Raw genomic sequence first — 17,651 nt, 5'->3', positions numbered from 1 at the left:
AGAAGCGCGGCGTGTCCGTGTAGTATCTTTTTGTAGAACGGGACGAACGCATGACGCAGGATATTTTTGGCCAAACAACGACCGTGGCTGCGGGCCCCGCTTTGGACGCGTGGAACAAGACACAGTTAGCGTTTTTGGCGCACGGCGCAGCAACGCCCAATCATTTGGGTGACGCGCTGACCGCGGCACCCGATTTTGCCTTAGCGCAGGCCGTGAAGGGAATGTTCTACACGCTTTTGGGGCGCCGCGAGTTGATGGAAACCGCGATTGAAGCGCTCGCCGCCGCCCGTGCCGCCGCGCAAGCCACGCCGGTCAGCACCAGAGAACAGCATTTCATTGACGCACTGGCCTGTTGGGTTGTTGGACAGCCAAAGGCCGCGCTGGTTCATTTCGAAGCGATCATTGCTGCCGCACCGGACGATATTCTTGCAGTCAAACTTGATCACGCCACACGTTTTGTCGTCGGCGATAACGTCGGCATGCGCCAGATGCTGGAAAAGGTGATGCCTGCTTATGGTCCTGATCATCCGGGTCGCGGGTATTTAATGGGGTGCTACGCTTTTGCGCTGGAAGAAACAGGCGATTATTCCCGCGCGAAGTCGGTTGGTCGCGAAGGTATGCTGATTTCGCCTGACGATGCGTGGGGTTTGCACGCGGTTGCCCACGTGCACGATATGACAGCGGATGCCGCAGGCGGGATCGAATGGCTAACAGGGCGTGAAAACGCGTGGTCCCATTGTAACAACTTCCGCTACCACGTGTGGTGGCACAAGGCGTTGATGCACTTAGATCTGGGCCAGCATGAAACCGTTTTGGACCTGTATGACCGTGAAATCCGTCAGGACAAAACGGATGACTACCGCGATATTTCTAACGCGACATCGCTTCTGTCTCGGTTGGAATTGGACGGGGTCAATGTCGGTGATCGCTGGGAAGAACTGGCTGATCTGTCGGCGAACCGTACCGAAGATGGCTGTCTGATCTTCGCTGATCTGCACTACATGCTCGCCCTTGTTGGCGACAACCGCGAAACCGAGATCGCGACGCTTTTGGGACGTTTGCACCGCGATGCATCCGAGAGCAAAAACGACATGCAAAAAGCTATGGCCGCCCCCGGCGTTGCCGCGGCCGTTGGGCTGGAGGCCTTTGGCGAGGCAGAATTTGACAAAGCCTTCGTCAATCTCGCCCGTGCGCGCAAAACCATGCAAGATGCCGGTGGGTCACATGCCCAGCGTGATGTTTTTGAACGATTAACTATCGACAGTGGTATTCGCGCTGGCTACTTGGACGAAGCCGAAGACATCCTTGCCGCCCGTACAATGCGTCGGAATGGCCACGAAGATGGCTATGCCGCTGCACGCCGGTCCTTGATTTCAAAGGGCCGTGCCGCCGCTGGTGTTGCTGCCCGTTTTCCGGCCCAATAAAACCGGATCCAAGGACACCCTTTGATGGCCACTGCCTCTTCTTCAATGCCCCCACGCGTGCGCGATCCGCGGCTCGATTTTTATCGCGGGATCGCGATGTTGATCATTTTCACGTCGCACACGCCCGGAAATTTCTGGGGCGACTGGATTCCCGGTCGTTTCGGATTTTCTGACGCGACAGAAATCTTCGTGTTCTGTTCGGGCATGGCATCAGCCATTGCATTTGGCGGCAGTTATGACCGGCGCGGCTGGGTTTTGGGCACCGCGCGGGTGCTTTTCCGGTGCTGGCAGGTCTATTGGGCGCATATCTGTTTGTTCTTCGCTTTGGCGTTCATGCTGATCGCGCTCGACAGTTTCGGGTTCGAAAAGAACTACGTGAATAGTTTGAATCTTGGTCAGTTTTTCAACGATACTAAGGACCATCTGTTCGGGCTGCTGACCCTGACCTATGTGCCGAACTATTTCGACATTTTGCCGATGTATATCGCCATCCTGCTGATGATGCCGATCGTTATGGGGCTAGCGTCGGTGCATGTTGGGCTGGCTTTCGCGTTCTGTGCCGCCCTTTGGTTTATTGCGCAAACACGTATCATGATGATGCTTGGGATTGAACAATTTGCCGTATCCCTTCCCGCCTCTTTGACGAGCGATAGGCCGTGGTTTTTTAACCCGTTCGCGTGGCAATTGGTGTTTTTCACAGGTTTCGCGCTGGTGCGCGGTTGGATTCCACGCCCGCCGGTGAACGCCGTGCTGGTGACGATCGCTGCGATTATCGTGCTTGGCATGATGACGCTATCGCACGTCGCAATACGCGAATGGGGGTTTAGCTGGGCCGGTGATTGGCGCCGCGCCAATCCGCATTTGGTGACAAAAACCGATTTCGGTCTTGCCCGTTACACCCATTTTCTGGCGCTTGCTTACCTTGCCTATGCGGTCGCTGGCGATGGTGGACGGCGTTTGATCATCACGGGCCGCAACGTGTTGGCAAGGATCGGCGAAACACTGATCGCGTTGCTGACGAAAGTCGGCCAACAATCGCTTGCCGTGTTTATCGTGTCGATGATGCTCTCGATTTTTGTAGGGGCGATCCTTACTGAAACAGGAACGACGGCTGATGATGTCACGGCCTTCAAGTCACACACGATGGTCGCTGCCGGAAATATTCTTGGATGGGCCTTCTTAGTGTTCATCGCCTACACCGCCGCTTGGTTCAAAAGCCAACCTTGGAGAAAGTCTGCAACAGGATGATTTCACGACGCGCTCTTCTTGCCAGCATGGCCGCTGCCGCCGCTTGCCCCGCATGGGCCAAGCCTGAATTGGTGATCGCAGAGGCCCCATTCACGCCCGACACTGTCGTTGATATGGCCCGTACGCTGGCCCAATCTGCGTATGAACCTGTGCCGCAAATCCCGCAGGAATGGCTTGATCTGACCTATGATCAGTTTGCCCACATCTGGTTCGATCCGCGCAACGGCATCTGGGTCGATGAAGATCGTCCGCTGAAAATGGACCTGTTTAACGCTGGCCTTTATGTCCCGCGTCCCGCGCAGGTGAACCTTGTCGAAGACGGTATGGCCAAGACGCTCGGTTTTGACATTAACCTGTTTGATACCACCGACGAATTCCCCGATCTGCCGATTGGCGATACGATGGGTTATTCTGGGTTCCGGCTGCGTGCTGCGCTGAACAGACCTGATATTTTTGAAGAATTCGTCGTGTTCCAAGGTGCGTCCTATTTCCGTGCGATCGGGAACGGTCAAACTTACGGACTATCCGCGCGTGGTCTTGCCTTGCGCACGGGCGATCCGAATGGCGAAGAATTTCCAGATTTCACGAAATTCTGGATCGAAGCCGCGAAGCCCGGCGATACCGAATATGTCGTGCATGCCCTGCTGGATGGGCCGTCTACGACTGGTGCCTACACGTTCCGCATTGGTCATGGTGACGTTGGTGAACCGACCGTCATGGACGTTGACGCAACGCTGTTTCCGCGTGTTGATCTGATGCATGTCGGGGTCGGCCCGCTGACGTCAATGTTCTTGTTTGATGAAACGAACCGGAACCGTTTTGATGATTTCCGTCCCGCCGTGCATGACAGCGAAGGTTTGCTGATCCTGAACGGTAACGGCGAAAAGATATGGCGGCCGTTGGCGAACCCGACTCGCGTACAAGTGTCGTCTTTCACCGACATGGACCCGCAGGGCTTTGGTCTGATGCAGCGGAACCGGACCGCAGATGACTACGCCGATCTTGAAGCGCATTACGAGAGCCGTCCGTCTTTGTGGATCACCCCAAGAGAAGGTTGGGGAAAAGGTGTCGTGGAACTTGTCGAAATTCCCGCGGACAAGGAAATCTACGACAACATCGTAGCGTACTGGCGTCCGTCGGAACCGTTGATGACGGGGTCCGAGCATCGGTTCAGCTATACGATGGCGTGGGGCGATGAACCGACAGGTCTGCCAGAGGTGGCGCGCGTGACGAACACCCGCGTTGGTAAAGGGTTCGATCAGGTCAAAACCGTCTTCGCTATCGATTTCACCGATCACCCGGATTTGCCGGACGACCTGGACGAGGTCAGCCTGACGATCAGATCAAATACCGGAGAGATTTCTCCAGGCATATTGCAGCGCAATCCTGGCACTGGCGGCGTACGGCTTGCCTTTTCGCTATTGCCGGGCGATGCGCAGGCCGTGGAAATGCGGGCGCAAATGCATGTGAACGGAACCCCTGTCAGCGAGGTATGGCTTTATAGATGGACGATCTAGACCGCCAAAACCAAGCCGGATGGATGCCATCCGAAGCTGCGCGTGCGATGCCGATCCAGTCACTGGACCAGCCCTATCGGGATGCGACCGCCCCTGCGCAGGGCACGGCAAAATCACGTACGGTCTGGTGGCGGGCAGCAACGTTTTTGCCAGCAATCGCAGCAACTTGCGCGTTGATCGCGGCCTTCACGGACTGGTTCGCGATGGACGGGTTTTCGGCCTTTGAAGGGGTCGTGATCGCCCTGATCGCTTTCACGTTCTTCTGGATCGCACTGTCTGTCAGCACGTCGTTTCTTGGCGTTGCGAACCTGCTGTGGGCGCGCCCGCGCATCGCGCACGACGGCCCGGTGCCCGCGATGAAGGTCGCCTTGCTGATCCCTGTTTACAACGAAGACACCGCGGACGTGTTCGGTAATGCGGCCGCGATGTTGCAGGCTTTGGACGAACAACAACACGTTCATAGCTTTGATTTGTTTATCCTGTCCGACACGCGTGATCCTGTGATTGCGGACCAAGAAGAACGGGCGTTTTTGGCACTGCGCGCCCAAATGGGTCTTGGCAGCGAAGTATTTTATCGCCGCCGTATCGAGAATGTGGATCGTAAAGTTGGCAATCTGGCAGACTGGATCGAAAACTGGGGCGGCGCGTATGACGCCATGTTGGTGCTGGACGCCGACAGTTTGATGGCTGGCGAAGCGATTATCGGCCTGACCGATGCGTTGGCGTGTGATCCTTCGGCTGGGTTGATCCAATCGTTCCCGACATTGTTCGGCGCACAGTCCGTTTTTGGTCGAGTCCAACAGTTTTCGAACCGCGTTTACGGCGCTGCGTTGGCCGAAGGTTTGGCCAAATGGACCGACCGCGAAGGCAACTACTGGGGGCATAACGCAATCATCCGGTCGGCCGCGTTTGCGTCCTGCGCCGGTCTGCCAAAGGTGAAAAACCGTAAGGGCAACGGGCGCTTGATCCTTTCCCACGACTTTATCGAAGCGGGGCTGCTGCGCCGTGCTGGCTGGTCTGTTCGGTTCTTGCCGCGCATCGGCGGGTCCTATGAAGAAGTCCCTGCGACGTTGATTGACTATGTCCTTCGCGACCGCCGCTGGTGTCAGGGGAACCTGCAGCACCTCGGTCTGCTAGGGTCCCGTGGATTTCACGCCGTGTCGCGGTTTCATTTGATTAGCGGCGCAATGGGTTATCTGATGTCGCCTGCATGGTTCGCCTTGTTGCTGGTGTGGGCTTTGGTCGGTAATGGCCAAGAAACCAACGCGATCCGCTATTTTTCCGGCTTTGATCCGCAGGTGAGCTGGCCGGTTATGTCGACCGCAAATTCGCTCGCGATCTTGGCATTTATGTACGGAATGCTGCTGGCGCCCAAACTGATGAGCGCCGCTGCGGCGTCTCGTTCGGGCATCACGATGCGCGACATGGGCGGGCTATTCCAGTTTTTGGGGTCTTTAGTCGCCGAGATCATGCTGTCGATTTTGTACGCGCCAATCATGATGGTTCAGCAGACGATTGCAGTCCTTCGCACAGCGATCGGATATCAGGAAAAGTGGAACCCACAGCAACGACGGGGCGGCACATATAGCCTTGGCGTGATGATCAAGTTCCACATCGTTGAAACGATCATGGGGGCCGCGATGATCGCGGGCATGACCCAAGGCCTTGTCACGCTTTGGCTTTTGCCGATTGCGATCAGCCTGATTGGCGCTGTGCCGCTGTCGGCACTGAGCGGTGTGAACCTTGGTGCAAAAGGCTGGTCCGGTCGGCAAATGGGGACGCCCGAACACCTGAATGCCCCGCGCATTATTCGCGTGGCAATGGCGGAACGGCAGCGTTTTGCAGCTGTGCTGGCGACGCCTGAAAATGGCATCGCCGCTGAATAGATCAATCAGACAGCGCTTCGAACCAGTCTAGCATGTAGGTTGACCAACCGCGCGGGATACCGTGACCGCCGGGATGCAAGACGAATTCAAGCGCTGTGCCTGCATCGCATTCCTCCCAAGTTCGCACCCAAAAATCACCTGACGTGTCAAAGGTGTCGGCCCGCAGCCCATCGCACCCATTTTCCGCACGCCACAGACCCATTGCATGCCAAACATCCCCTTGCAGGATAGTGCCATTCCCCAATGGGCGGCCTTCTAACGGCACGGTTTTGTCTTTCCAGCCATGCGTATGCAGCAGTTGTACAGGCCCTGCGCAATCCACAGGGTGCGGTCGCCAAAAGCTGCCACCAACGGGCACATAGGCCGCAAACGCGGTCGGATCGTCACAGGCGATATAGCTGGTCATTGAACCGCCAATCGAAAACCCACCAAGGACGATCGCATCGCGATCCACCCCAAACCGCGAAGCTGCATCTTCAGCGACTTGCAGCAGAAACGCCATTTCGTCGCGTTGTTGCGGACGATCGGGGTGAAATGACCAACCTGGGCCAAAACGCGTGTTTTCGCGCTGCAAACCGTTCGGGCCAATGACGGCGTAACCGCGACTGTTAAGATTATCGGCCATGCCGCCAGACCGGGTCGAACCCGTGCCGGACCCGCCTGCACCGTGCAAGAACATCAGCGCGGGAATTGGACCATTCGCGGTGTCAGGCAGCGCGATGTGATAGGTGCCCAAAGGCACGTCGCATGGATCGGGGTCGGGGCCACACCCAGCCTGTGCCGTTGACCCAACAAGCGTCAAGCACAGCGCTGCAGCGCCTTTAGTTATCTGTGACAAGCGGCAATCCTCGCGCGATCCATCCCGGCCCTGCGGCCGAGCCTAACATCCCCTCGGGAATGTCGATGATGTTGGTGAAACCGGCTTGGATAAGCTGGTTCGATACCCGTGCCGACCGCACGCCACGGGCGCAAATCAACGCAACGGGCGCATTCAGATCGCCGCCAGCTGCTGCTTGGACACGCGCCGCAAAATCGTCGTCGCGTAGATCAATCCGGTGCGCGCCTTCCCCCGATCCCGTCCGCGCCCATTCATCAGGACGGCGGATATCGATCAACGTGATTTCGCCCCGCGAAGTCTGATCGAACGCCTCTGGAGCTGTGAGGATTCCACCCGGGAAATCTTCGGTAATGGCGGAGTAGAACAAGTTTTGCCCGTCAGCGGCAACAAAACCACCGGCGGATAAAAGGACCAAAGCCCCGCCCCCAAGAAACGCACGTCTGTCCATGAATTAGCCTATATACTTTGAAATTATCGCGATGATTTCGTCATCCGACAGCACCGGTGGGATCAACGTCAGTGTCGTTCCATCGCCGTCGAGCAGATAGATGAAGCTGCCATGCGCGTAGACCGGCCCGTATTCGGGGTCATCGAACAGGAACTCTTTTTCCACCGAAAAGGCGTCGTAGGCCACCTGCAGTTCAGCTTCGGTGCCGGTCAAGCCGACGAATGCGTCGTGGTACGTCGTGAGCGCAGGGCCCAGTGTATCGACAGTGTCTATTTCTGGATCAACGGTGATCATGATTGGGCGAACGATGTGTCCATCTGTCGCCAGTTCATCCGTGATATCAGCCATTTGCGGCAGCACTGACGAACAGATTTGCAAACAATTCGCATAGCCGAAGAACAACAATTGCGCGTGCCCGTCGGGATCAACCTGTGTCCGTTGCGCGCCATTTTGATCCGTCAGTGCGTAAGCGCCGCCGACCAAGAACGGCAGCCCCTGTCCAGACGCCAACATGGGCATCAGCGCAAATAGAATGGCGAGACGGTTCATTCTGGGAATACCACATCTTTCAGGGCTTCATCTTCGGCAATGCCGAGGCCAAAATACCCTTCAGAAGCGATTTCAGCCAAGACGCGCGGGTCCCGACGGAACCACGGGCCCCGTCCCGCTGCATCTGGATTTTCTTCTGCCCAGTTTTTCGTCCAGTTGTTCGCGGTGACCCATTCGTCTTCGCCAACCCGCCTGATTTTCTGGACGAGGTAGATGTTCACCGCACCCAAGTCTTCATCGTAGAGTTCTAAACCGTCAACTTCGACGTTTTGACCGCAGTAGGGCAGCAGTTCGACAGTCGCACCGGAAAAGACGGTTTGACTGTTTTTGTTCGGGTAGACCAAGACACCATCAACGCTACGCAGCAGACCTAACTGGCGTCGTCCATCGCCGCAGTTGTCCGTGCATTGACCCGCGACCTCGCACAACAGATCAACGACCGTTGCTTCGAAACGTGCGGGGTATTCAGCATAAAGGTTCCAAGATAGTGCTTCTGATCCTTCTTCGAAATTGACATCTTGCGCCCATGCAGGCGCTGCGAGGAATGTGTTCAGGACGAGTATAGACTTCCACATCTTAACGATCCCCTTCCGGAATGGCGAAAGGCGGAACCGTTCCGTAGCCTTCGGCATTAAAGACTTGGATATCAAAGTCTTCGACGACTTCTTCGACCACCAAATAATTCAGGCCGTCACGTTCATACAGCATCCCATCAGCCGTGACCGTGTGACTGGCGAGGCGCAGTTGGGTGTCACCACCCGCACTTTCGTCGTCGTCTTCGATCTTGAGAACCATGTAAACCGTGCCGTCATCACCGAGCAAACCAACCGGAATACCCCCCGCCGAACACCACAAGGCACAGGTGTGGTGCGCGGTGCCGACGACGGCGTCAGGACCACCCATCACGCCCGAAAAATAGCACCACGTATCCATTATCTCGCCGGTGATTTGGACACGCGTGCCTTCGTCAGCGGCGGCGGCAGGGCCAGCTATAACGGCCATAAGCGCGGCTAGCTTTTGGATATGTTTCATATTGGGCTCCTGCTGCGATGCGATTGTCAGCAGTGTACCCTAGGTCAGCCCATTAAAGGCAAGTCACAACAGAGTGACGCCAGCCTTTTCCATCCCGGACTTTGCGACATCCAAGGACCCGTCGAAGTCGATCGCGCGGCAAAGCGACGTGTTCACTGTGACTTTGTAGCCAAGTTGCGCCGCATCAATCGCAGAGAAATTCACGCAAAAATCAGTCGCAAGGCCAACCATCACAAGATCATTGATGCCACGTGTTTGCAGATATCCGTGCAGACCCGTTGGCGTTTCATGGTCGTTTTCAAAAAATGCCGAATAGCTGTCGATGGCCGGATTGTACCCTTTACGAATGATCAAATCCGCTGCATTCGTGTTCAAATCCTTATGAAATGCAGCGCCGTCGGTGCCCTGAATACAGTGATCCGGCCACAAAACTTGGGGGCCGTAAGGCATGTCCATCATGCTCATCGGGGCCGCGTCGTGCGTCGAAGCAAAGGACGAATGGCCTGCGGGATGCCAGTCTTGCGTCAAGACTACCGCACCGAAATCCTGCATCAGCGCATTGATACCGGGCACGATAAGGTCGCCTTCGGCCACGGCGAGCGCACCACCCGGGCAAAAATCATTTTGTACGTCGATCACGATGAGGGCTTGCATGGCTATTCCTTTAAAACTTGCGCGGATTTTGCCCGATCTGAGCAAAGAAGTCACCCACGGCCCGACGGCTTTTTAGGTGAATGACGGTCAAATGGGGATGTTCGGCGATCATGCGCAACAGGCGCACGCGATGGGATTTGCGCGTATCCCAGATCCATTTCCAAAAGGCGGCTGTGTCGCGATCAATCCGTTCGGGACAGTTTGGTGCGGAATCAGGGCGCGTTTTGCCGTAAGACGTGACCAGACGTTTTAAAACCCGCCAGAACCGAAGGCCAACGGGCAAGTCGATCCAAACCAGCGTATCGGCATTGGCGGCGCGATTGTCATAAGTCGCAGACATCCCCCCTTCAAAAATCCAAGCGTCTTTTGCTTCAATTTCATTGGCCAGCTTAACCTTTTCGGACAGCGGTCGTGGCACCCAGCCGGGCATGTGATGTATCTGATCCATATGAAAAACAGGGAGATCAGTCGCCTGTCCCAGCGCGCGAGCAAGCGTGCTTTTACCTGACCCCGGCCCGCCGTTGATCATAACGCGTCGCATAGAGCGAACCGTTCTTTGTGGGTCAAAATCAATCATGAGGCGAACATGCCTTTCAATTTTTCGACGCACAAGACCAACAGGGCTTGGCAGTCCACGTTGATTGATTTATCGCCGCGTTTTTCGGCAATGGAGCGGCACATGTTTCCCCAAACACTTGGCATTGATTTTGGCACCTCCAACACCGCTGCAGGCGTGATGGCGGGTGATCGCCCTTATCTGATTGAAGTCGAACCGGGGCAAACGACGCTGCCTACATCGGTGTTTTTCGACACACAACGCAAGGTGACGACCTACGGATCCGCTGCCAATGCCGCGCTGGTCGACGGGCGCGAAGGCCGTTTCATGCGTGCGTTGAAATCAGTACTTGGCACACCGTTGATGCGCGAACGCCGTCAGGTTGCCTATGAAACACTGACCTTAATTGAGGTGGTCGCGCGCTTTCTGCGCACGATCCGCGAACGCGCCGAAACAGCGACCGGATTGTCGTTAAAGCATGCGGTGTCCGGTCGCCCTGTTTTGTTTCATTCCAAAGATGCCGCGCGCAATGAACAAGCCTTGGTGGACCTGCGCGAAGCATACGGGATCGCAGGCTTTGATAGCGTTGAATTTTTGTTCGAACCAGAGGCCGCAGCACTTGCCGCGGGAACGACCAAAGGTCTTGGGCTGATTGTTGATATTGGCGGCGGGACGTCCGATTTTTCGATCTTCACGCGCGAAAACGATGAAACCAATATCGTCGCGTCCCATGGCGTCCGTGTTGGCGGAACGGATTTTGACAAGTCAATCAGCCTTGCGCGCGTGATGCCGCTGCTGGGGCGCGGTGCAGAAATTCGTAATGATATGGGACCGGGCACCTACATTGCCCCCAATGCGATCTATAACGACTTGGCCAGTTGGGAAAAAATTCCGTTTCAATACAACGCCGAAACCCGCAGGATGGCGACCGTTTTTGCGAAACAGGGCGTCGATAAAGCTTTGTTTCAGCGGCTGTACGACACGCTGGATCTGGAATTGGGACACGACATCGCATTCGCCGTGGAACGCGGCAAGATCATGGTGAACAAGCCCGACGCGTCAGACGCGGCGATCGATCTATCCGTACTGGAACCCAATCTGCGGGCCAAAATGACCAACACGCTTCTACGCGATACGCTGTCGGACCATGGCGCAGCGATCCGACAATGCGCGATCGAAACGCTCCAACGCGCCGACATCACGCCGGACAAAATAAACAGCGTTGTCTTCGTGGGTGGGTCAAGCTTGATGCATGTCGTCCGCGACGAAATGCAGGGCCTGTTCCCCGATGCACGTTTCGTCGATTCCGAAGCATTTACGGCCGTTGCAAGTGGTCTAGCCATCGCGGCCGCTGCAGCTGACGGACGGCGCTAAGGTCTTATTGTTAACGCTGTGAATGACATACGGCGTTTCGACATGCATGCTCTTGCCCCTTGCGCTGGACAGGCGTAATCCAAAGTTATGTATATCGTCGCTGCCTTATATCACTTCACCCGCTTCGCTGATCCCAAGGGGTTGCGTGAACCATTGTTGGAATTGTGCAAGACGCACGGAATCGGCGGCACATTGTTGCTGGCCCATGAAGGCGTGAACGGCACGATTGCCGGAACCCGTGCTGGCATCGATGCCGTGCTCACACATTTGCGCGGTCTACCTGGTTGCGCCGATCTTGAGCATAAAGAAAGCCTATCTGACACGCCGCCTTTCAATCGGATGAAGGTCCGTCTCAAGCGCGAGATTGTGACCATGGGCCAACCCGATGTCGACCCGCTGGCGGGCACCGGCCACTACGTCGATCCTTCAGATTGGAACGCATTGATCACGTCACCGGATGTCGCTGTCATTGATACACGTAACGATTACGAAGTGGGCATTGGAACGTTTGAGGGCGCCATTGACCCTGAAACAAAAAGCTTCGGTGAATTTCCTGCATGGTGGGAAGAAAACAAGGAACGTTTTCATAACAAGAAAATCGCGATGTTCTGCACGGGCGGCATTCGGTGTGAAAAGTCTACAAATTTCCTGATTGGTCAAGGCGTAGAGGATGTTTACCACCTTAAGGGTGGAATCCTTAAATACCTTGAAGAAGTCTCTAAAGAAGAAAGCACTTGGGACGGAGAGTGTTTTGTTTTTGACGCGCGGGTTAGCGTCGGGCACGGGTTAGAAGAAGGCCCACATATGCTCTGTTATGCATGCCGCCGCCCGATTCTGCCTGAAGATCAGAACCGCGCCGAATACGAAGAAGGGGTGTCGTGCCACCAGTGTTTTGATGAAAAATCGGAAGACGATAAAGAACGGTTCCGCGAAAGACAGAAACAGGTGGCTTTGGCGCGGTTGCGCGGTGAGAAACACATGGGTAGCCTGTAGTCTCAGATCTTTTTTGGGCGAACGCGTCCAAGGTGGTCCGTTCCAAACGACTAGCGCTATTCAAGTTGGAACAGGGCAAGTTAACGCAGGGCCTGTCGCGTTCGATAATCGGTAAAATGACCCGCCAATTGGCGCAATTGCATTGGTATTTCGGGCCTTCTAGCTGCTTACGCGAAACTAGCGGACAATAAATTCAGCGTGCAAGGCTCCGCTGGCCTTAATGCTTTTTAGGATGTCGATCATGTCGCGCGGCGCAACGCCCAACGCATTTAGACCCGCCACAACTTCACTTAATGATGTGCCTTCGCGAATTTCCGCAAGCCCAATACCCGGCTCTTCTTCGATCCCAGCATTTGTGCGCGGGACAACAACGGTCTCACCTGGCGAAAACGGATTTGGTTGCGAGACCAGTGGTGCTTCTTCAATTCGTAGCGTCAATCCACCCTGACTGACAGCGACACGACTGATCCTAACGTCATCTCCCATTACGATCGTACCTGATCTTTGGTCAACGACCACACGCGCACGCCGTTCCGGTTCGACCATTACATTCTCGATACGTCCCAAAGCGTGTGCGGGCGACCTTGCATGCGTACCTGCAATATCAATCCGGACGGTTCCCGCATCCAGCATGACAGCCACGGGATTCCCAAAAGTCGCGTTGATCGCCTGTTCGATGCGGGCAGCTGTCGTAAAATCCGGCGTTCGGAGCGCAAGACGTAAACTGGTGAGCCCCGCGAAATCGAAATCAACTTCTCGTTCGATAATAGCCCCGGACGGAACGACCCCCGCTGTCGGGACGCCCTGCGTTACACGCGCACCTTGTCCCTCGGCGGTCACGCCCCCCGCAATAATTGTACCTTGGGCAACCGCGTAGATCTCGCCATCAGCCGCATTCAATGGCGTCATGATCAAAGTCCCACCAAGAAGGCTTGTCGCGTCCCCGATTGCAGACACAGTCACATCCATCGGACTACCGGCCCGAGCAAATGGCGGGAGACTGGCGGTGACGAGAACTGCTGCGACGTTTTTTGGCCGGAACTGTTCACCTGTAACGTTGACGCCAAGCCGTTCTAGGATGTTCGTCATGATGTCTTCGGTAAACGGCGCGTTTCGCAAACCATCTCCCGTCCCATTCAAACCAACGACCAAGCCATAGCCCAACAAATCGTTCGATCGCACACCATCGAATTCTACCAAATCTTTCAAGCGGATAGGTGTAGCTACAGTAGCAACCGGCACGAGTATACAGAATGACCAAATCAGAATGCGCTTGAGGAAAATCAACGTAAATACTCCGACAGACTTAGCCGCGACAGGCGCGCCGTCATTGCATAGTGTGTTTCAAGTTGCAGCTGTACTGCCTGTAATTCGGAAGCAGTATCATATGGGTCTGCCTGCGTGATTAGATTACGGGCAATATTTAGCGCGGCTTGCTCTGCACTTTGTGCCACGGAAATTCTTTCGACTTCTTCTTCTGCGTAACCCAGACGCCCTTGAATTCCAGCGACGTCACTTGCGGCGGATTGCAATTGAAGTCCCGCTTCAAATAGCAAGCTCGTCTTGACCGACTTGTCGATCCCCGGGATGTCGTCAACAAGGGCAGCAATAACAGCGCCTTTCAGGACAGATTTGATACCGTCGTCGTCTGCTCTTGCATTGATCACAATTTTATTGTCGCCATCCAGTCGTTTTTGCTGCTGCGCACCCGTATCCCCAGTGTAACCAAGGGTGGCAAAGCCGCCCGCCGGGTCGTTGAACCACGTGTCCACGGTTGATAGTATCGTCGCGGTATCCGTGGCCCCCCCGATTTGAGTAACTATGTCCGTCAACATAGCATGAGCTGACGTCAAGGCGGCGTGATCAAAGGCCGTTCCTGCAAATAGGCTATCGTCACCGAGTTTGGTGTTCAGTTTATTGACCAATCCGTCCAGGCGGGAACGTCCTGCAGCAGCGGCTTGTGTGACTTGAAAATCGGGACTGTCAGGCGTGATCGGTAATAGCTGATCAGCAAGCGCGCCGCGCTGCGCATCAAAGTTGTTTAGAGCGGTTTGCATCGCAGAAAGCGTAAGTTGGGTTTCCTTCGCAACAAAGGCTTGCGACGAAAGGACTTTCAAACGGTTGTCGATTGCACTGAAGCGGGATGAATCTCCGTTTGTGGCTTTCACCTTATCGCTTTTCTCACCGCTGCTTAGCTCATTCACGAGGGTATTGAGGTTCGTTTTGATGGACAGATTTTGGCGCGCTTGTTGGAATTGACGGACGCCATCGCCGAGAGATGCGTAATTCATATTAAATCTCCATTAAGCGTGACATCATGGCGTCAAGCGTTTGTAACACACGTGCATTTGCCGCGTAGGATTGTTCTATTCTCAAGAGATTTTGGAGTTCTTGATCACTGTCGACACCACCGGCGAGCTCTGCTGTTTTGAGGCTGTCGAATCGGGCCGTTTCGAAGCCAAGGGTTTCTTCGGCATCCAAACGTAGGCGCCCCACGGTATTGATATGATCACTTGCGTGACCAACGGCGCTGCGCGCCGTTCCCCCGCCGACCAGCGCGACGGGATCTTGTAACGCACCTAGCCAGCTGTCGATCTGAGCGTTGTTGCCTACTGGACCCAAAACGGCCGCATTCACACCGTCCCGCAAGCGCGAGAGCGCACCGCCCTGCGCCGGGTCCACGTTCGTGTTTACCGTCAAGCGCGCAGCAAGCCCACCGATGTCCAACGGATCAAAGGCAGCACCCCGATCCGTGAAAAGACCTGGGTCACCGACAGTCAAAGTTGGGTCCGTTGATGGGGATTCAAATCGTCGGATCAAATCAGCGGCCATTTCGTCCAGACCAGTTTGAAGTCCAGTCAAAGTCTGGTCCCGTAAAACAAACGCGGCTTCTAGAGAGCCACCTTTCATCCGGCCGTACCCGTTGCCTAAGTCAAGAGGGTCGCCGTTGAGAGTGACGCCAGCCAAAGCCCCTGACGCTAAAGTCATGTCCGCGACGATCGTCCCGACCGGAGAGAAACCAAAAGTTGCGGACGATCCATCAATCAGCGCAACGCCGCTTTTTGTATAAAGCGCCACTTGGCCGCGCCCTCGATCAATTTCAGTGAGGGGGACAATTGAGGTTATTTTATCAATCGCCGTCTGGCGCGCATCAATTGCTGCAGAAGGATCATTCCCAGACCCAATCAACCGCGTAACATCTGCATTCAGTTTTTCGACCTGTTTGAGAGTCGTATTGAGAGTTTCAACATCAGATGCGATTGCTTTGTCAGCGTCCTGGCGTTGCGTTTGGATTGCGTCAGAATCCGAACGCATCGCGGTTGTTACGTCTTCGAGACGCGACAAAACCGTTTGAAGACGCTGTTCAGACGCAGGGTTGCTGCTGGCGCTGATCAACGATTGTTCCAGAGCAGCGATGCGACCTGCGACCCCACTTGGATCACCCACAGGTCCGAATGCTTGCTCTAGTTGCGACAGCGCCGTCGCGCCACGTTGCTGGGCCCCAACATCAGCCTCTGCATTACGCCGTTCTCGCAAAGCGCCCGCGTCCACAAGACGGGAGACTCCGTCTATTTTGACACCCCCAAGGATGCCCGATGAAAGCGTCAGTTCACGCTTTCCATATCCGTCGGTCAAAGCATTCGACAGATTGGAAGACACGACTTCTGCCATGCGTGCAGAGGCGGTTAAACCACCAGATGCGATGTTAAAGGCGCTGGAAATAGCCATGTCTTCATCCTTTCAAGGAAGGGTTAGCGTTTAATATTTGTGGTTTCTTGCAGCATTTCGTCCACGGTCTGGATGACCTTGGCGTTTGACGAATAGGCCCGTTGCGTCTGGATCAATTGCGTCAGTTCGCCCGCAACATCCGTGGCCGATTCTTCGCGCGCGAAACTGACGACATCACCGGTTGGCCCGTCCCCCGCGTCCCAAAGGAAGAAACTGCCGCTGTCCGGGGACACCCGATAGCTTTGTTGATCCAACGCTTCCAATCCGTTCACGTTGGACACATCCACAAGTGGCACCTGATACAAGACCCGATTGATACCGCTGTCGAAGGACGCCCGCACGAACCCGTTTGCGTCCACATCAATTGCAGTCAGGCTACCAACGGCGGACCCGTTTTTGGAAATGGACGTAGGTGCAAAGGTGTCAGACAATTGGGTCAAGCCGGTCGCACTGCCCAATGTTCCGACAGTCAATTCTAACGGCCCACCCGCGACGGCAAGCGTCACTGACCCCGTTGCGGGATCATAGGGCGCGGTCCCAAGGTTGTCGGTCACATTGAGTAGCGTACCGCCGCCCGCGCGCGAAGGATCAAAGTCTAACTGGTAGTCGCCAACAAGCGTACCGCCAGAAGCCGAATCGAAAATCTGTAGCTGCCATTCGTTCGCCGTGCCTGTTGCGGGCACCGTCGGGCTGAATGTCATGGTCAGGTTTGCCGACTTGCCGAGGTTATCAAAGTATTCGATCGATAGGGTTTCAGCGCCGGTGGTCGACCCTGCTTCTGTAGATGTCGCGGGAAGATTTACGGCAAGGTCAACTTCGGTCGTTGGTTCGCCCGCGAATTGGTTGCTGTTGATCTTGATCGGTTCAAGCCCGTCCACAGAATCGCGCGGTTGCGTCGGGATCGTGCCGTCTGCATTTGCGGCCCATCCCAGCAGGACAAGACCCGCGGGACTGCGCAAATATCCTTCTTCATCAGCCCTGAATGACCCTGTTGTCGCGAGCAATAGCGGATTTTCACCGTTTCCAACCTGAACTGACGCTTCTGTTGTTACAGGCAACATGCCCCGACCACGTACCGCCAAGTCTGTGGAGTTCGATGTCGACACCAGCGATCCCCGCTCATCCACCAAACGCCCGGTCGTGGTGCGCACGCCACCCGCTGTGTAACGGCTATTGCTGTCAGAGATCACCAAAGACTGAAAATCAGTCACGGCCCGTTTATACCCAAACGTCGAAGAATTCGCGATGTTGTCTGAAATTGTGGCCAACCGCGTGGCATTGGCGGATAACCCCGCAACACCAGCGTTGAGGGAAGAGGAAATCGTCATATCGGGGCCTTTCTGCTTCAGGAATGACTGCTTCCTTTCACGCCTATCCGATTTCCCCTTAACGCCCCCCTAATG

At 55.5% G+C, this 17,651-nt stretch carries 17 protein-coding genes; 6 read left to right on the top strand and 11 right to left on the bottom strand.

All coding sequences use genetic code 11. The annotated features are described in order from the left end of the window. The first annotated feature begins 50 nt into the window (after positions 1-50). From AC0L7R_RS01815 to mdoH, 4 genes are read left to right on the top strand one after another with little or no spacing between them, the layout of a single operon-like run. On the top strand, positions 51-1,424 hold the full coding sequence (locus AC0L7R_RS01815) for a tetratricopeptide repeat protein (protein WP_473658553.1): 1,374 nt from the start codon (positions 51-53) through the stop codon (positions 1,422-1,424). A 24-nt stretch (positions 1,425-1,448) separates the two neighbouring features. Then, positions 1,449-2,672 (top strand): OpgC domain-containing protein, encoded by a 1,224-nt coding sequence (locus AC0L7R_RS01810; protein ID WP_473658552.1) that lies wholly within the window; start codon positions 1,449-1,451, stop codon positions 2,670-2,672. Then, a complete protein-coding gene (locus AC0L7R_RS01805; protein ID WP_473658551.1) occupies positions 2,669-4,189 on the top strand; it encodes a glucan biosynthesis protein in 1,521 nt (506 codons plus the stop codon). The genes AC0L7R_RS01810 and AC0L7R_RS01805 overlap by 4 nt, the downstream gene beginning before the upstream one ends. Then, positions 4,177-6,075 (top strand): glucans biosynthesis glucosyltransferase MdoH, encoded by a 1,899-nt coding sequence (gene mdoH, locus AC0L7R_RS01800; RefSeq protein ID WP_473658550.1) that lies wholly within the window; start codon positions 4,177-4,179, stop codon positions 6,073-6,075. The genes AC0L7R_RS01805 and mdoH overlap by 13 nt, the downstream gene beginning before the upstream one ends. 1 nt (position 6,076) lies before the next feature. Here the strand turns inward: mdoH and AC0L7R_RS01795 are convergent, their stop codons facing one another. The 7 genes from AC0L7R_RS01795 to AC0L7R_RS01765 all read right to left on the bottom strand — a co-directional run bounded on the left by AC0L7R_RS01795 (position 6,077) and on the right by AC0L7R_RS01765 (position 10,137). After that, positions 6,077-6,913 carry an alpha/beta fold hydrolase gene (locus AC0L7R_RS01795; RefSeq protein ID WP_473658549.1) on the bottom strand — a complete coding sequence of 279 codons (837 nt, stop codon included), beginning with the start codon at positions 6,911-6,913 and terminating at the stop codon, positions 6,077-6,079. Beyond that, positions 6,897-7,361 (bottom strand): rhodanese-like domain-containing protein, encoded by a 465-nt coding sequence (locus AC0L7R_RS01790; RefSeq protein WP_473658548.1) that lies wholly within the window; start codon positions 7,359-7,361, stop codon positions 6,897-6,899. The genes AC0L7R_RS01795 and AC0L7R_RS01790 overlap by 17 nt, the downstream gene beginning before the upstream one ends. A gap of 3 nt (positions 7,362-7,364) precedes the next feature. Beyond that, a complete protein-coding gene (locus AC0L7R_RS01785) occupies positions 7,365-7,910 on the bottom strand; it encodes an SCO family protein (protein WP_473658547.1) in 546 nt (181 codons plus the stop codon). Next, positions 7,907-8,485, bottom strand: coding sequence for a hypothetical protein (locus AC0L7R_RS01780; RefSeq protein WP_473658546.1), 579 nt, complete (start codon positions 8,483-8,485; stop codon positions 7,907-7,909). Before AC0L7R_RS01780 ends, AC0L7R_RS01785 begins: the two co-directional genes overlap by 4 nt. A gap of 1 nt (position 8,486) precedes the next feature. Continuing rightward, positions 8,487-8,942 carry a hypothetical protein gene (locus AC0L7R_RS01775; protein ID WP_473658545.1) on the bottom strand — a complete coding sequence of 152 codons (456 nt, stop codon included), beginning with the start codon at positions 8,940-8,942 and terminating at the stop codon, positions 8,487-8,489. Positions 8,943-9,005: 63 nt separating this feature from the next. Further along, complete coding sequence (pncA, locus tag AC0L7R_RS01770) at positions 9,006-9,596, bottom strand: bifunctional nicotinamidase/pyrazinamidase (RefSeq protein ID WP_473658544.1); 591 nt, start codon at positions 9,594-9,596, stop codon at positions 9,006-9,008. A gap of 10 nt (positions 9,597-9,606) precedes the next feature. Then, positions 9,607-10,137: a P-loop NTPase family protein gene (locus AC0L7R_RS01765; protein WP_473658543.1), complete on the bottom strand. Its 531-nt coding sequence runs from the start codon at positions 10,135-10,137 to the stop codon at positions 9,607-9,609. A 138-nt stretch (positions 10,138-10,275) separates the two neighbouring features. On the opposite strand from AC0L7R_RS01765, the gene AC0L7R_RS01760 reads away from it, so the two are divergent. Together AC0L7R_RS01760 and trhO are read left to right on the top strand one after the other, a co-directional pair. Next, positions 10,276-11,526, top strand: coding sequence for an Hsp70 family protein (locus tag AC0L7R_RS01760; protein WP_473658542.1), 1,251 nt, complete (start codon positions 10,276-10,278; stop codon positions 11,524-11,526). Between the two features lie 87 nt (positions 11,527-11,613). Then, the gene (trhO, locus tag AC0L7R_RS01755) at positions 11,614-12,519 is read left to right on the top strand and encodes an oxygen-dependent tRNA uridine(34) hydroxylase TrhO (protein ID WP_473658541.1); all 906 of its coding nucleotides are present in this window, start codon (positions 11,614-11,616) and stop codon (positions 12,517-12,519) included. A gap of 177 nt (positions 12,520-12,696) precedes the next feature. Here the strand turns inward: trhO and AC0L7R_RS01750 are convergent, their stop codons facing one another. The 4 genes from AC0L7R_RS01750 to AC0L7R_RS01735 are packed head-to-tail and all read right to left on the bottom strand — an operon-like array spanning position 12,697 to position 17,576. Further along, complete coding sequence (locus AC0L7R_RS01750) at positions 12,697-13,788, bottom strand: flagellar basal body P-ring protein FlgI (protein ID WP_473660337.1); 1,092 nt, start codon at positions 13,786-13,788, stop codon at positions 12,697-12,699. A gap of 14 nt (positions 13,789-13,802) precedes the next feature. Further along, the gene (locus AC0L7R_RS01745; RefSeq protein ID WP_473658540.1) at positions 13,803-14,810 is read right to left on the bottom strand and encodes a flagellin; all 1,008 of its coding nucleotides are present in this window, start codon (positions 14,808-14,810) and stop codon (positions 13,803-13,805) included. A gap of 1 nt (position 14,811) precedes the next feature. Beyond that, on the bottom strand, positions 14,812-16,248 hold the full coding sequence (flgK, locus tag AC0L7R_RS01740) for a flagellar hook-associated protein FlgK (protein WP_473658539.1): 1,437 nt from the start codon (positions 16,246-16,248) through the stop codon (positions 14,812-14,814). A 23-nt stretch (positions 16,249-16,271) separates the two neighbouring features. Next, positions 16,272-17,576 carry a flagellar hook protein FlgE gene (locus AC0L7R_RS01735; RefSeq protein ID WP_247127837.1) on the bottom strand — a complete coding sequence of 435 codons (1,305 nt, stop codon included), beginning with the start codon at positions 17,574-17,576 and terminating at the stop codon, positions 16,272-16,274. Between the last annotated feature and the right edge of the window lie 75 nt (positions 17,577-17,651).

The organism is Yoonia sp. D2-7, assembly GCF_055809435.1.
Note: the sequence above shows the minus strand (reverse complement) of the source record. Positions and strands in the feature narration are given on the sequence as shown.

What these genes read in the sequence shown, in the direction of transcription:
- mdoH (WP_473658550.1), top strand. Translation starts at nt 4,177, where the DNA reads ATGGACGATCTAGACCGCCAAAACCAAGCCGGATGGATGCCATCCGAA.
- pncA (WP_473658544.1), bottom strand. Translation starts at nt 9,596, where the DNA reads ATGCAAGCCCTCATCGTGATCGACGTACAAAATGATTTTTGCCCGGGT.
- AC0L7R_RS01810 (WP_473658552.1), top strand. Translation starts at nt 1,449, where the DNA reads ATGGCCACTGCCTCTTCTTCAATGCCCCCACGCGTGCGCGATCCGCGG.
- AC0L7R_RS01790 (WP_473658548.1), bottom strand. Translation starts at nt 7,361, where the DNA reads ATGGACAGACGTGCGTTTCTTGGGGGCGGGGCTTTGGTCCTTTTATCC.
- AC0L7R_RS01775 (WP_473658545.1), bottom strand. Translation starts at nt 8,942, where the DNA reads ATGAAACATATCCAAAAGCTAGCCGCGCTTATGGCCGTTATAGCTGGC.
- trhO (WP_473658541.1), top strand. Translation starts at nt 11,614, where the DNA reads ATGTATATCGTCGCTGCCTTATATCACTTCACCCGCTTCGCTGATCCC.
- flgK (WP_473658539.1), bottom strand. Translation starts at nt 16,248, where the DNA reads ATGGCTATTTCCAGCGCCTTTAACATCGCATCTGGTGGTTTAACCGCC.
- AC0L7R_RS01765 (WP_473658543.1), bottom strand. Translation starts at nt 10,137, where the DNA reads ATGCGACGCGTTATGATCAACGGCGGGCCGGGGTCAGGTAAAAGCACG.
- AC0L7R_RS01760 (WP_473658542.1), top strand. Translation starts at nt 10,276, where the DNA reads ATGTTTCCCCAAACACTTGGCATTGATTTTGGCACCTCCAACACCGCT.
- AC0L7R_RS01780 (WP_473658546.1), bottom strand. Translation starts at nt 8,485, where the DNA reads ATGTGGAAGTCTATACTCGTCCTGAACACATTCCTCGCAGCGCCTGCA.
- AC0L7R_RS01815 (WP_473658553.1), top strand. Translation starts at nt 51, where the DNA reads ATGACGCAGGATATTTTTGGCCAAACAACGACCGTGGCTGCGGGCCCC.
- AC0L7R_RS01745 (WP_473658540.1), bottom strand. Translation starts at nt 14,810, where the DNA reads ATGAATTACGCATCTCTCGGCGATGGCGTCCGTCAATTCCAACAAGCG.
- AC0L7R_RS01785 (WP_473658547.1), bottom strand. Translation starts at nt 7,910, where the DNA reads ATGAACCGTCTCGCCATTCTATTTGCGCTGATGCCCATGTTGGCGTCT.
- AC0L7R_RS01805 (WP_473658551.1), top strand. Translation starts at nt 2,669, where the DNA reads ATGATTTCACGACGCGCTCTTCTTGCCAGCATGGCCGCTGCCGCCGCT.
- AC0L7R_RS01735 (WP_247127837.1), bottom strand. Translation starts at nt 17,576, where the DNA reads ATGACGATTTCCTCTTCCCTCAACGCTGGTGTTGCGGGGTTATCCGCC.